10 protein-coding genes are annotated in these 13,860 nt (G+C 54.1%); all 10 read left to right on the forward strand.

The features are described 5' to 3' along the window. The first annotated feature begins 32 nt into the window (after positions 1 to 32). The 10 genes from R2K26_RS02285 to R2K26_RS02330 all read left to right on the forward strand — a co-directional run bounded on the left by R2K26_RS02285 (position 33) and on the right by R2K26_RS02330 (position 13,847). Positions 33 to 2,126, forward strand: coding sequence for a heavy metal translocating P-type ATPase (locus tag R2K26_RS02285; protein ID WP_316518576.1), 2,094 nt, complete (start codon positions 33 to 35; stop codon positions 2,124 to 2,126). Positions 2,127 to 2,643: 517 nt separating this feature from the next. Next, complete coding sequence (gene nrdD, locus R2K26_RS02290) at positions 2,644 to 4,803, forward strand: anaerobic ribonucleoside-triphosphate reductase (RefSeq protein WP_316518578.1); 2,160 nt, start codon at positions 2,644 to 2,646, stop codon at positions 4,801 to 4,803. 78 nt (positions 4,804 to 4,881) lie between these two features. Then, positions 4,882 to 5,412 carry an anaerobic ribonucleoside-triphosphate reductase activating protein gene (gene nrdG / locus R2K26_RS02295; protein ID WP_316518579.1) on the forward strand — a complete coding sequence of 177 codons (531 nt, stop codon included), beginning with the start codon at positions 4,882 to 4,884 and terminating at the stop codon, positions 5,410 to 5,412. Positions 5,413 to 5,633: 221 nt separating this feature from the next. Continuing rightward, on the forward strand, positions 5,634 to 6,044 hold the full coding sequence (locus R2K26_RS02300; protein ID WP_316518580.1) for a heavy metal-associated domain-containing protein: 411 nt from the start codon (positions 5,634 to 5,636) through the stop codon (positions 6,042 to 6,044). A 77-nt stretch (positions 6,045 to 6,121) separates the two neighbouring features. Beyond that, positions 6,122 to 6,583 carry an S-ribosylhomocysteine lyase gene (locus R2K26_RS02305; protein ID WP_308449684.1) on the forward strand — a complete coding sequence of 154 codons (462 nt, stop codon included), beginning with the start codon at positions 6,122 to 6,124 and terminating at the stop codon, positions 6,581 to 6,583. Between the two features lie 290 nt (positions 6,584 to 6,873). Then, entirely contained in the window at positions 6,874 to 7,176 is a 303-nt protein-coding gene (locus R2K26_RS02310; protein ID WP_316518893.1) for a metal-sensing transcriptional repressor, read from the forward strand. Between the two features lie 35 nt (positions 7,177 to 7,211). Then, complete coding sequence (locus tag R2K26_RS02315) at positions 7,212 to 9,746, forward strand: heavy metal translocating P-type ATPase (protein WP_316518582.1); 2,535 nt, start codon at positions 7,212 to 7,214, stop codon at positions 9,744 to 9,746. Between the two features lie 399 nt (positions 9,747 to 10,145). Then, positions 10,146 to 10,883: a hypothetical protein gene (locus tag R2K26_RS02320; RefSeq protein ID WP_316518583.1), complete on the forward strand. Its 738-nt coding sequence runs from the start codon at positions 10,146 to 10,148 to the stop codon at positions 10,881 to 10,883. Positions 10,884 to 11,016: 133 nt separating this feature from the next. Next, positions 11,017 to 12,468 carry a UDP-N-acetylmuramoyl-L-alanyl-D-glutamate--2,6-diaminopimelate ligase gene (locus tag R2K26_RS02325; protein ID WP_316518584.1) on the forward strand — a complete coding sequence of 484 codons (1,452 nt, stop codon included), beginning with the start codon at positions 11,017 to 11,019 and terminating at the stop codon, positions 12,466 to 12,468. Positions 12,469 to 12,506: 38 nt separating this feature from the next. Then, positions 12,507 to 13,847, forward strand: coding sequence for a C1 family peptidase (locus R2K26_RS02330; RefSeq protein ID WP_316518585.1), 1,341 nt, complete (start codon positions 12,507 to 12,509; stop codon positions 13,845 to 13,847). Positions 13,848 to 13,860: the final 13 nt, after the last annotated feature.

Raw genomic sequence — 13,860 nt, forward strand, 5'->3', positions numbered from 1 at the left:
TCCAATATATTGTTGCATAGAAGGATAAAGTTATGAAGTGTAAAATTCTGCATGAGGTGCGCGGGCACATGCGTGTACATCTCGTCTGCGGCCGTATGACGCTGAAAGAAGCCGATGTTTTAGAGTATTACCTGCGCGCCGTGGACGGCGTAAAGGAAGTTAAGGTCTACGACCGCACACAGGACGCCGTCATCGTCTATCAAAACGACCGCACATCCCTTATTCGTGCGCTCGCGACATTCTCGTTCGCAAAAGCCGAAAGCATGGAGCTTGTGCCGGATCACACCGCCCGCACATTGAACCGCGAGTTTGAAGACAAACTTGTCTTTACGGTGCTGCGCCGCGCCATGGCTAAAATGTTCTTCCCGGCGCCCATTCGCATGATGCTTGCCATCATCCGCTCCGCAAAGTACATCAAAGAGGGCGTTAAGGCGCTGCTGCACGGTCATCTCTCCGTTGCTGTGCTTGATGCCACTGCCGTCACCGTTTCTCTTGTGCGCGGCGATTTCGATACGGCAGGCTCCGTCATGTTCATGCTGCGCCTCGGCGAGATTCTCGAGGAGTGGACGCACAAAAAGTCTGTTGCCGATCTCGCGGGCGCCATGTCCCTCAATGTCGATAAGGTCTGGCTCAAGACGAACGGCACCGAGGTGCTCATGCCAATCGGCGACATTCAGGCGGGCGACCGCATCGTTGTGCGCACGGGCAATATGATTCCGCTCGACGGTAAGGTCGTCGAGGGTGAAGCCTTGGTCAATCAAGCCTCTATGACCGGCGAATCTCTGCCGGTGCAGAAGTCCGTCGGCAGCTACGTATATGCCGGCACCGTCGCCGAAGAGGGCGAGTGCGTCATCTGCGTCGAAAAAGCTATGGGCGGCGGCCGTTATGACCGTATCGTCCGCATGATCGAAGAATCCGAAAAATTGAAATCCACCGCAGAAGACAAGGCTTCCCGCCTTGCCGATAAGCTTGTGCCGTACACGCTTGGCGGCACGGCGCTGACCTATCTGCTCACGCGCAACGTCACAAAGATGCTCGCCGTGCTGATGGTCGATTTCTCCTGCGCGTTAAAGCTCTCCATGCCGATCGCGGTGCTGTCTGCGATGCGCGAGAGCAGCGCACACCATATTTCCGTCAAGGGCGGCCGCTTCATGGAGGCTGTTGCAAACGCCGATACCATTGTGTTCGATAAAACCGGCACGCTGACGTACGCAACACCGCGTGTTGCCATGATCGAAACGTTCGGCGACCGTGAGGAAAGCGAAATGCTGCGCCTTGCCGCCTGCCTTGAGGAGCATTACCCGCACTCCATGGCAAACGCTGTCGTGGCCGAAGCCAAGGACCGCGGCCTCTCCCACGAAGAGTACCATTCTCGCGTGGAATACGTCGTCGCGCACGGCATTTCCAGCACTGTGGAGGGCAAAAAGGTCATCATCGGCAGCGCGCACTTCGTTTTTGAAGACGAGGGCTGCGTGATCCCGGAGGGCGAAGAAGCGAAGTTCAACGCACTTCCGGCCGAGTATTCGCACCTTTATCTGTGCATTTCCGGTGTGCTCGCAGCCGTCATCTGTATCTCCGACCCGCTGCGTAAGGAAGCAAAGGACGCCATCTGCGCTCTGCACGCTTGCGGCATCAAGAAGGTTGTCATGATGACCGGCGATAACCGCAAGACCGCCGAAGCCGTTGCAGCAGAGGTCGGCGTGGACGAGTTCTACGCCGAAGTGCTGCCGGAGGATAAGGCAAACTTCATCCGCCGCGAAAAAGAAATGGGCCGCACCGTTATCATGGTCGGCGACGGCGTGAACGATTCTCCGGCGCTGTCCGAAGCAAGCGTCGGCGTTGCCATCAATACCGGCGCCGCCATTGCCAGAGAGATCGCGGACATCACCGTTGCGGCAGGCGATCTCTATGAGCTCGTCACCCTGCGTCAGCTCAGCACTGCGCTTATGGCGCGCATCCACCGCAACTACCGTTTCATCGTCGGCTTCAACCTTATGCTTATCCTGCTCGGCGTAGGCGGAATCATCCAGCCGACTACCTCCGCACTTCTGCACAATATGTCCACACTCGGCATCAGCCTCAAAAGCATGACAGATCTTCTGCCGGAAAAAGCAGAGGAAGAGTAAGAAAAGAAGCTTCCCATAACGGTGGTCAAAAGTTTTCGCCAGCCTTTTTCAAAAGACTGCGGGTACTTAGGGCAGCGCCCTAAGTTGCTTTCATCAGAAAGCGAAATCTCTTTGCCTACATAAAATTAGGAAGGTTGATTTGAATGTCCGGGGGACATTTAAATCGTAGGGAACCCAGTTGCATGGGTTCCTGCAAGGGCGGTCAATGACCGCCCTTTTTTACATCCAAACCCGCGCTTTACCGCGCCGCTCTGCGGTGCCCTTTCACGCTTTATTGCACAATGGGTAAAAGGATACAAAAAGAAATTTAAAATAAAGCGCATTTACTACTCGACAAGATGCCAACTTCGGTGTATACTGGTAGGGTGCTTGCGGCAGGAACCGCAAAAACGAACACAATATCTTGTGGTTACGCATAAATATTCAATGTAAAGAAAATTATGGAAACTGATTATGAAAACCAAAGGGGCTGGAAACATGCAGCTCCCGCGGGCGGTATGAAGGAGCGGTAAGGAACATGAAGATCATTAAGAGAAACGGCTCGGAAGCAGCGTTCGATATCACTAAGATTATCGTCGCTGTCTCCAAGGCAAATAAAGAGATCGACGAGCGCCAGAGACTTACAACCGAACAAATTCGCACAATTGCTGCAAATGTCGAAGGAACGTGCGGTGCCATGGGGCGTGCAGCGTCCGTGGAAGAAATACAGGACCTCGTAGAAAAGCAGATCATGGGGCAAGGTGCGTTCGATGTCGCTAAGGAGTATATCTGTTACCGGTATACGCGTTCGCTTGCGCGCCGCGCCAATACCACCGATAACCAGATTCTCAGCCTTATCGAGTGCAACAACGAGGAAGTCAAGCAGGAAAACGCGAATAAAAATCCAACCGTAAACAGCGTCCAGCGCGATTACATGGCCGGCGAGGTCTCCAAAGACATCACGCGCCGCATTTTGCTTCCGCGCGAAATCGTCGAAGCACACGAGCAGGGCATCATCCATTTCCATGATATGGACTATTTCGCGCAGCACATGCACAACTGCGACCTCGTAAACCTTGAAGACATGCTGCAAAACGGCACGGTCATCACCGGCACGCTCATTGAAAAGCCGCACAGCTTCTCCACCGCCTGCAACATCGCCACGCAAATCGTCGCGCAGGTTGCAAGCAACCAGTACGGCGGCCAGAGCATCAGCCTCGCGCACCTCGCGCCGTTCGTGCAGATCTCCCGCGAGAAAATCCGCCGTGAGGTCGAAGTCGAGATCGGCGAGCTTGGCGTTTCCCCGGATGAGGCCCAAATCTCCAAAATGGTGGAGCGCCGTCTGCGTGAGGAGATCAAGCGCGGCGTGCAGACCATCCAGTATCAGGTCGTGACTTTGATGACGACGAACGGTCAGGCGCCGTTCATCACCGTGTTTATGTATCTGAACGAAGCGAAAAACGAGCGTGAAAAGCGCGACCTCGCCATGATTATCGAGGAAGTGCTGCTCCAGCGCTATGAGGGTGTCAAAAACGAAAAGGGCGTGTGGGTTACCCCGGCATTCCCGAAGCTCATTTATGTTCTGCAGGAGGATAACATTACCCCCGGCAGCGAATACTATTACCTCACCGAGCTTGCCGCAAAGTGCACCGCAAAGCGCATGGTGCCGGACTACATCTCCGAAAAGAAGATGAAAGAGCTCAAAGAGGGCAACTGCTTCCCGGTCATGGGTTGCCGCAGCGCGTTAAGCCCGTGGAAGGATGAAAACGGCAACTATAAGTTCTACGGCCGCTTCAATCAGGGCGTCGTCACACTGAATCTTGTCGATGTCGCGCTCAGCTCCGGCGGCGATATGGAAAAATTCTGGAAGGTCTTCGATGAGCGCCTCGACCTGTGCTACCGCGCACTCATGTGCCGCCACAACCGCTTGAAGGGCACATTGTCCGACGCCGCGCCAATCCTCTGGCAGTACGGCGCAATCTCCCGCCTCAAAAAAGGCGAGCCCATCGATGCGCTTCTCTACGGCGGCTATTCCACCATTTCGCTCGGCTATGCCGGTCTGTGCGAGTGCGTGCGCTATATGACGGGCAAATCCCACACGGACCCCAGCGCAACGCCGTTTGCGCTCGCTGTCATGAAGTACATGAACGCTGCGTGCGAAAAATGGAAGGCAGAGACCACCATCGGCTTCGGTCTGTACGGCACGCCGCTTGAAAGCACCACGTACAAGTTCGCAAAGTGCCTCCAGCGCCGCTTCGGCATCATCCCGGGCGTCACGGATAAGCCGTATATCACAAACAGCTACCACGTCCACGTTACCGAGCATATTGACGCGTTTGAAAAGCTCCGCTTCGAGTCGCAGTTCCAGGCGCTTTCCACCGGCGGTGCGATCAGCTACGTCGAGGTTCCGAACATGCAGAATAACCTCGAGGCCGTCCTGCAGATCATCCGCTATATCTACGATAACATCATGTACGCCGAGCTTAACACCAAGAGCGATTATTGCCAGAAGTGCGGCTACGACGGTGAGATTCAGATCGTCGAGGACGACGGCAAGCTCGTCTGGGAGTGCCCGAACTGCGGCAACCGCGACCAGGATACCATGAACGTCGCCCGCCGCACCTGCGGTTACATCGGCACCCAGTTCTGGAACCAGGGCCGTACCGCCGAAATCAAAGAGCGCGTGCTGCACTTGTAATTAAGTCAAAATCAAGAATAAACAGTACCGCACAGGGCAGGCGCTTTGTGCGGTAATTCATGAATAGAGGAAACCATCATGAATTACGGTGAGATCAAAAAAACCGACATCGCAAACGGCATTGGCGTGCGCGTCACGCTGTTCGTCTCCGGCTGCACGCGCCACTGCAAAAACTGCTTCAACGCCGAAACGTGGGATTTCAACTACGGCAAGCCGTTTACAAAAGAAACGGAAGACGAGGTGCTCGCAGCCCTTGCACCCGGTTTCATCAACGGTTTAACTTTGCTCGGCGGCGAGCCCATGGAGCCGCAGAATCAACGCGCTTTGGTGCCGTTTCTGCACCGCGTTCGCAAGCTATACCCCGAAAAGGACATCTGGTGCTATTCCGGTTCCACCCTGGAGACCGATATGCTGAAAGACAGCGGCCGCAACCGCTGCGAGGTCACGGACGAATTCCTGTCCCTGCTCGACGTGCTCGTCGACGGCGCATTCGTCGATGAACTCAAAGACATTTCCCTGCGCTTTCGCGGCTCGTCTAACCAGCGCATCATCGATATGAACAAAACCCATGAAACAGGGAAAGTCACCCTTTGGAACGCGAAACCGTAAAAACAAACAAAACGCCGCTCGACTGCTGTGTTTAGAACAGTGCCGGGCGGCATTTTTTATTTTTCCACACGCGCAGAAACACAGGAATTCAAAATAAGTTAGAAAAAGCTAACTTTTCTCTTGACATTTTATATTGCCGAGGTATATAATCAAGATACCCCTAAAGGGTATATGAGAGTCTTCTCTCACAAGAACTATTTTCACAAAAGGAAGCGGTTTAAATGCGTACATATATTTTGAATGCGACCGGCGCGGACATCAGCCCTGCTACAATCATCATCTGTGTGGTGATTGCGGCTATTTGTATTTTTGCGGTCATCAGCTATCGCAAAAAATTGAAGAACGGCTGCTGCGGCGGTGGCGGCGATGAAGTGAAGCACGTCAAGCCGCAGGATACAAACGTGAACGACTACGACCACGTTTACCGCCTGGACATTGAGGGCATGCACTGCAAAAACTGCGCCATGCACATTGAAAACGCGTTCAACGAGCAGCCGGACTGCATGGCAAAGGTCGACCTCGCCGGCAAATTCGTGCGCATCTACACAAAGAAGCCCGTCGAAGAAGTCGTTTTGAAGCAGACCGTCTGGCATGCCGGCTACGAGCCGAAAACCGTCACCGTCGAAAAATAAGACGGAATTGAAATTCAAAGAAAAGCGTGGTATACTCTAAGAAATCCGTGAATTTATAAAGAAAGTGATGATAGAGTATGAAAAAAATCGCCAGCTTTTCCGTCAATCATGATAAGCTCAAAAAAGGCATGTACGTTTCCCGCATCGACGGCGACGTTGTAACCTACGACTTGCGCATGAAGGTGCCGAACGCCGGAGATTACCTCTCAAACGGCGCGCTCCACACGTTCGAGCATCTTTTCGCCACGTATGCGCGCAACTCCGCGTTGTCCGATTCCGTCATCTACGTCGGCCCCATGGGCTGCCGCACGGGCTTCTATTTCCTCCTGCGCGACAATGTGAGCCGCCTAGATGCCCTGCATCTCGTGCAGGAATCCTTCGCGTTCATCCGCGATTTTGAGGGCGAGATCCCCGGCAGCCGCCGCGAAGAGTGCGGCAACTACAAAGAGCACGACCTCAAGGGCGCCAAAGAGACTGCCGTCGATATGCTCGAGGTCCTCAAGGACTGGACGCCGGAAAAAATGGAATACGAAGCGTAAGTCAAGCTAAGATTAACACCCAAAGCACCGTTTTGAGCCAAAAGCCAAGCGGTGCTTTTTACTTTAAATGCAGGTCAAAAATCCGGACAGAATATTTTTGAAAAAAAGCTAAAATAAAAGTTGACAATATACCCTATGTGGGTATATAATCAAGATACCCCAATAGGGTATATAAAGCGAAATCGGAAAGGAGAATTCCGTTGGAACATACAGAAGGAAAAGAGCTGCACGCTTGCCGCAAAAGCAATGCAACCGATACGGAAGCGTGCACAGACTGCACCGAAGAAAAAATCGAAGAGAAGTGCTGCGGCTGTCATAAAACAAAGCACCGCTCCGATGAGGAGTACAAAAAACTCATCCACAGATTAAACCGCATCGAAGGGCAGATCCGCGGCATTCGCGGCATGGTGGAGAAAAGCGCCTACTGCCCGGACATCCTCGTGCAGGTCGCGGCAGCCAACGCGGCGCTTAACGCGTTTACGAAAGAGCTGCTCGCAAACCACATCAAGACTTGTGTAGCGGACGACATCCGCGCAGGAAACGATGAAGTCATCGATGAGCTTGTCACCACACTGCAAAAGCTGATGCGATAATTTTCGGCGCATTTTTATGAAAGGAAGGGAAGAAAATGGAACAGTATAACGTCACGGGTATGAGCTGCGCGGCGTGCAGCACCCGTGTGGAAAAAGCGGTCAGCAAGGTGCCGGGCGTTACGTCCTGCTCAGTCAGCCTGCTCACGAACTCCATGGGCATTGAGGGCACGGCTTCGCCGGAAAGTATTATCAAGGCCGTGGAAGATGCCGGCTACGGCGCGTCCAAAAAAGGTGCGGCACAGAATAGCACCAGCCCCAACGTTGCTGCAGAAGATGCCCTGAAAGACCGCGAAACTCCAAAGCTCAAAAAGCGCCTCATCGCGTCCGTCGGCTTTTTGGCTGTCCTCATGTACATCTCCATGGGGCACATGATGTGGGGCTGGCCGCTGCCGAATTTTCTCAAAGACAACCACGTCGCGATGGGCCTCATCCAGTTGCTCCTCACCGTCATCATCATGGTCATCAACCAGAAGTTCTTCATCAGCGGCTTTAAAGGGCTCATTCACCGCGCACCGAATATGGATACCCTTGTGGCGCTCGGCTCGGGCGCGTCGTTCCTGTACAGCACCTACGCGCTGTTCGCCATGACAGATGCCCAGATGCGCGGCGATATGGCCGCTGTTATGGGCTACATGCACGAGTTCTACTTCGAGTCTGCCGCCATGATTTTAACGCTCATCACGGTCGGTAAAATGCTGGAAGCACGCTCCAAAGGCCGCACGACCGATGCCTTAAAGAGTCTCATGAACCTCGCGCCGAAAACCGCCGTGCTCGTACGGGACGGTCAAGAGGTCACTGTGCCCGTTTCCGAGGTTCGCCGCGGCGATGTGTTTGTCGTGCGCCCCGGTGAGAATATCCCCGTAGACGGCATCGTCTTGGAAGGTGCCAGCGCCGTCAATGAATCCGCCCTCACCGGCGAGAGCATTCCGGTCGATAAGACCGTGGGCGATGCTGTTTCCGCCGCGACCGTGAACCAGTCCGGCTTCCTGCGCTGCGAAGCAACGCGCGTCGGCGAAGATACCACGCTTTCCCAGATTATCCGCATGGTCAGCGATGCCGCTGCCACGAAAGCGCCGATTGCGAAGATCGCCGATAAGGTTTCCGGCGTGTTCGTCCCGACTGTCATCTGCATCGCTGTTGTTACGTTCATCGTCTGGATGCTCGTTGGGCAGACGTTCGGCTACGCGCTCGCGCGCGGCATCTCCGTGCTCGTCATCAGCTGCCCGTGCGCACTTGGCCTCGCGACGCCGGTCGCCATCATGGTCGGCAGCGGCATGGGCGCGAAAAACGGCATCCTGTTCAAAACCGCCGTTTCACTCGAAAAAACCGGCAAGGTGCAGATCGTCGCGCTCGATAAAACCGGCACCATCACAAGCGGCGAGCCCCGCGTCACGGATATTTTACCCGCCCCGGGCATCACCGAAAAAAACCTTCTGGAAGCCGCAAGCGCGCTCGAGAAAAAGAGCGAGCACCCGCTCGCCAAAGCCATCATGGCGCGCGCTGAGGAGATCGGCGTGCAGGCGAAAGAAGTCACAGACTTCATGGCAAAGCCCGGCAATGGCCTCACCGCTGCCCTGAACGGCGAAGTTCTCGCAGGCGGCAACCTGAAGTTCATCTCCACGCAGGCAGATGTCCCCGCAGATTTTAAAGAAAAGGCCGAAGCCCTCGCGCAGTCCGGCAAAACCCCGCTGTATTTCAGCAGGGGCGGTAAGCTTATCGGCGTTATCGCCGTAGCGGATGTCATCAAGGAAGACAGCCCGCAGGCCATCCGCGAGTTGCAGAACATGGGCATTCACGTCGTTATGCTCACCGGCGATAACGCCCGCACCGCAGAGGCCATCGGCCGACAGGCAGGTGTTAATGAAGTCATCGCAGGCGTCCTGCCGGACGGCAAGGAAAACGTCATCCGCAAGCTCAGAGAGCAGGGCGAAGTCATGATGGTCGGCGACGGCATCAACGATGCGCCCGCCCTTACCAGAGCCGACATCGGTGTCGCCATCGGCGCCGGTACGGATATCGCCATCGACGCCGCAGATGTCGTGCTCATGAAGAGCCGCCTGTCCGATGTTCCTGCGGGCATCCGTTTAAGCCGCGCCACACTGCGCAATATCCACGAAAACCTGTTCTGGGCGTTCATTTATAACATCATCGGCATCCCGCTCGCGGCAGGCGTGTTCATTAACCTGCTCGGCTGGCAGCTGAACCCCATGTTCGGCGCGGCAGCCATGAGCCTTTCAAGCTTTTGTGTCGTCACAAACGCGCTTCGTCTGAATTTACTGAACATCCGCAGCACGAAGCACGATAAAAAAATAAAATCGGCAAAACCCGCCGAAATGAAAACCATCGAAGTAAAGGAGACAAAAACCATGGAAAAAACAATTAAGATTAACGGCATGATGTGCCCGCATTGCGAAGCCACTGTCAAAAAGTGTCTGGAGGCGTTCCCGCAGGTCACATCTGCAGAAGTCAGCCACGAAAAGGGCACGGCGGTCATTCAGCTCAATGCTGAAATTTCCGATGCCGAGCTCAAGAAAGCCATCGAAGATAAGGGCTACGAGGTCGTAGGCTGAGCTCGATAAAGCTTGACACAAATTTAATCTGTGTTACAATAAAAGCACTGCCTGTGTTTGCGGACAGTGTTTTTGCATTTTACAATTTGTTCACAGCAAATTGGCTTTTTAGAAAGAATGACGGCGTAAAATTAACATAAAGTTAACGTAAAGCAAACGGATAAAGTTTCGCCCGCCTTTTTCAAAGGCGGCGGATTCCAAAGGCAGCGCCTTTGGTCGTCGTTCGCAAACGACGAAATCTTTCTGCCTCCCCAAAAACTAGGAAGGTAGGCTCAACAGTCCGGTGGACTGTTGAGCCGTAGGGAACCCAGTTGCATGGGTTCCCTGAAAGGCGGCACAAAGCCGCCTTTTCAAAAACCACACAGCCAAAGAATACTAAAGAAGAGATGAGGAAATCACATGGCACGAGAGCGGTATCTGCTGGACGATACGGAAGACACCATTCATGAAAACGAAATCAAGCCGCAGACCGCGGCGGATAAACGCAAAAACTGGTGGGATTATCACAAGGTGCACGTCCTGCTCGTCGTGCTCGCCATAGCCGTCGTCGGCTATTTCATATATTCGGTCACATCCAAAACGGAACCCGATTATACCATCACCGTCATGACGCAGTATACCGTGCCGAGCGACCTGCAAACCGATATTCAGGAGCTTTTCGAGAAATATGCAGACGACCGCAACGGTGACGGCGAAACATACGTCGCCATGAATTTCTGCCGTTTTAATACAAGCGGCACCTCGGAGTTTGAAACATCAGAGCTGCAGGCCTCGTTCGTCAAGTTCGCGACCGACGCCTCCGCCGGTGACAGCATGATTTTCGCTTACGACGACGCAAGCTATAAATATCTCGATCAGGACGATTTAGAAGGCTTCTTTGGCCCCGTAGACGGCACCGATAACGACTATTACCTCTGGAAGGATATTCCGGCGCTGAACAACTTAGAGCTCAACCACTATAACGAGGAGGGCGCAACGAAAGAAAGCGTGCTTTCCGTCCTCGGTGAGCTCAAGGTCGCCGTCCGTACAGAAGACGGCGCCGCGTTCAAAAAGCAGGAAAAGATCGATTACCGCAGCGACAGCGTCAAGCTGTACGAGCGCCTGTTGAACGACGAACCCGCAAATACCGAAAATTAAATGAGAGAGCTGCACATTTTTACGCGCAGCTCTCTTTTTTCTTTGACAGAACCACGCAGACGGACTATAATAAGCACATAGTATACCATGTCGGTATACATCATCCGAATTTACGAAAAAGGATGGGATAAAAATGAAACTGAAACAACTTTTAACCGCCATCAAGTATCGCGCGGAGCAGGTGCCGGACGTCGACATCACCGACCTTGTGTACGATTCCCGCAAGGCTGTACCGGGCTGCGCGTTCGTTTGCCTGCGCGGTGCGAATGCAGATGGCCATAAGTACGCGAAAATGGCAGCGGAAAAAGGTGCCGTCGTCATCATTGCAGAGGAGATCGTGGAAGCGCCTGTGCCGGTCATTTTAACGGAGAACACCCGCCTTGCCCTCGCATATTTGAGCGCCGAGTTCTTCGGCCACCCCGCAGAGCAGATGCACGTCATCGGCATCACGGGTACCAAGGGCAAAACGACCACCGCGTTCATGATGCGCTCCATTCTGGAGGCTGCAGGCCATAAAACCGGCGTCATCGGCACCATCGGCGTACTGTACGGCGATACCCTCGTTCAAACCGATAACACCACACCCGAAAACTACGAGGTGCAGAAGTTTATGCGCCAAATGGTCGATGCCGGCTGCGAATACTGCGTTATGGAGGTCTCGTCCATCGGTCTTAAAGATCACCGCGTTGCAGGCTTCACGTTTGAGCTCGGCCTCTTCACGAATTTCTCCGAGGATCACATCGGCGGCGCAGAGCATAAGGATATGGCAGAGTACATGGCGTGCAAAAGCATGCTGTTCCGCATGTGCCGCACCGGCATCATCAATATCGATGACCCGAATTATACCGGCATCATCAAAAATCATACGTGCAATATTGTTACCTACGGCTACGATAAATCGGCCGATTTTGTTGCGCATGGGGAAGAACTCGTTACCACACCGGGTTTTCTCGGCGTGCGCTTCTCTGTCACAGGCAAGCTGAATTTTATCGCGGATGTCGCCATCCCCGGCAAGTTCAACGTCTATAACGCCCTGTGCGCTATCACGGCGTGCAGCGTTTTGAATATCCCCGTCACTGCCATGCAGCAGGGGCTTAAAACCGTCAAAGTCAAGGGCCGCGTGGAGCCCGTGCCGATGCCCGGCGATTTCACTCTGCTCATCGATTATGCGCACAACGCCGTCAGCATGCAGAGCATTTTGACAACGCTGCGCGCCTATAACCCGAAGCGCCTCATCTGCATGTTCGGCGCAGGCGGCAATCGCCCCAAGGTGCGCCGTTTCGAGATGGGCGAGGTCAGCGGTAATTTAGCCGATCTCTCCGTCATCACGGCAGATAACTCCCGTTACGAAAATGTGCTCGATATTTTAGCGGACATCAAGGTCGGCCTTGCAAAGACCGACGGCAAATACATTGAAATTCCCGACCGCCGCGAAGCCATCCGCTGGTGCATTGAAAACGCACAACCCGGCGACATTATTGTCCTCGCAGGCAAGGGTCACGAAGATTATCAGGAGATTGAGGGTAAGAAATACCCGTTTGACGAGCGTGTCGTCATTCGGGAAATCCTTGATTCCATGAAATAAAACTCATAAATTACTTTCGGGAAAGGACTTGTGCAGAAATGAATAAGGAAATCACACTGGAACAGCTCGCTTCTTATGAGACCGCGTTCGACGGTGACCGCGCGAACCGCATCGCCATGGATGCTGTCACGAAGAATGGGGTCAACAACGCCGCCATGCGCTTTGAGAACGCCCGTGAAATGCGCCATACGTTCAACATTTCTTTGGAGCAGGGCGACATCACGAATCAGAAGCAGAGCGGCCGCTGCTGGATGTTCGCGGCGCTCAACACCATGCGCTTCCGCATCATCAAAAAGCTCGGCGTCAAAACGTTCGAGCTCTCTCAGAACTACGCGCTGTTTTTCGATAAGCTTGAAAAGAGCAACTATTTCCTCGAGAGCATCTTAGAGACGCTCAACGAGCCCACCGCAGGCCGCCTTGTTACATATTTGCTTTCCGGTCCGCTCGGCGACGGCGGGCAGTGGGATATGTTCGCAAACCTCGTAGAGAAGTACGGCGTCGTGCCGAAGGAAGTCATGCCGGAAACCGCCGCATCCTCCTCCACGCGTGAGATCACCGGCTACCTCACCGAAAAGCTGCGTGAGTTTGCCTGCACGCTGCGCACCGCGTATCAGAACGGCGCTTCCATGGAAGAACTCCGTGCAAAGAAGGACGACATGATGCAGACCATCTATAACATGCTGTGCATCAGCCTCGGCAAGCCGCCTGTGAAGTTCGATTTCGAGGTCAAGACCCCGAACGGCTTCGTGCGCGACCTCGGCATCACTCCGCAGTCGTTCTTTAAAAAGTACGTCGACATGGATCTTTCCCAGTACATCAGCCTCATCAATGCGCCGACGTCCGATAAGCCCTACGGCAAGACCTACACCGTCGCGTTCCTTGGTAACGTCGCAGAGGGTCGCCCCGTCAAGTATCTCAACCTGCCCATTGAAGACCTGAAAGCGGCAGCCATCGCCCAGATGAAGGACGGCCTGCCGGTTTGGTTCGGCTGCGATGTCGGCAAGCGCAGCGTTCGCGACGGCGGCGTTATGGATTTGAACGCTCTTGACCTCGAAACGCTTTTTAATACCGAGTTCACCATGGATAAGGCTCAGCGCCTCGATTACGGCCAGAGTCTCATGACGCACGCTATGGTCTTCCAGGGCGTCAACCTCGACGATAACGGTAAGCCGAACCGCTGGAGAGTCGAAAACAGCTGGGGCAAGGATGCCGGTGTAGACGGCTACTACATCATGAGCGACGCTTGGTTCGACGAGTATATGTATCAGGTCGTCGTCGATAAAAAGTACCTCACAGAAGAACAGCGCAAAGCGCTTGAGCAAGAGCCGATCACGCTCCAGCCGTGGGATCCGATGGGCTCCCTCGCTTCGGTGCGCTAAACGAAAGGAAACT

This window comes from Neglectibacter sp. CSJ-5 (assembly GCF_032490475.1).
Classification (GTDB): Bacteria; Bacillota; Clostridia; order Oscillospirales; family Acutalibacteraceae; genus Hominenteromicrobium; species Hominenteromicrobium mulieris.

What these genes read in the sequence shown, in the direction of transcription:
- R2K26_RS02285 (WP_316518576.1), top strand. Translation starts at nt 33, where the DNA reads ATGAAGTGTAAAATTCTGCATGAGGTGCGCGGGCACATGCGTGTACAT.
- nrdD (WP_316518578.1), top strand. Translation starts at nt 2,644, where the DNA reads ATGAAGATCATTAAGAGAAACGGCTCGGAAGCAGCGTTCGATATCACT.
- nrdG (WP_316518579.1), top strand. Translation starts at nt 4,882, where the DNA reads ATGAATTACGGTGAGATCAAAAAAACCGACATCGCAAACGGCATTGGC.
- R2K26_RS02300 (WP_316518580.1), top strand. Translation starts at nt 5,634, where the DNA reads ATGCGTACATATATTTTGAATGCGACCGGCGCGGACATCAGCCCTGCT.
- R2K26_RS02305 (WP_308449684.1), top strand. Translation starts at nt 6,122, where the DNA reads ATGAAAAAAATCGCCAGCTTTTCCGTCAATCATGATAAGCTCAAAAAA.
- R2K26_RS02315 (WP_316518582.1), top strand. Translation starts at nt 7,212, where the DNA reads ATGGAACAGTATAACGTCACGGGTATGAGCTGCGCGGCGTGCAGCACC.
- R2K26_RS02320 (WP_316518583.1), top strand. Translation starts at nt 10,146, where the DNA reads ATGGCACGAGAGCGGTATCTGCTGGACGATACGGAAGACACCATTCAT.
- R2K26_RS02325 (WP_316518584.1), top strand. Translation starts at nt 11,017, where the DNA reads ATGAAACTGAAACAACTTTTAACCGCCATCAAGTATCGCGCGGAGCAG.
- R2K26_RS02330 (WP_316518585.1), top strand. Translation starts at nt 12,507, where the DNA reads ATGAATAAGGAAATCACACTGGAACAGCTCGCTTCTTATGAGACCGCG.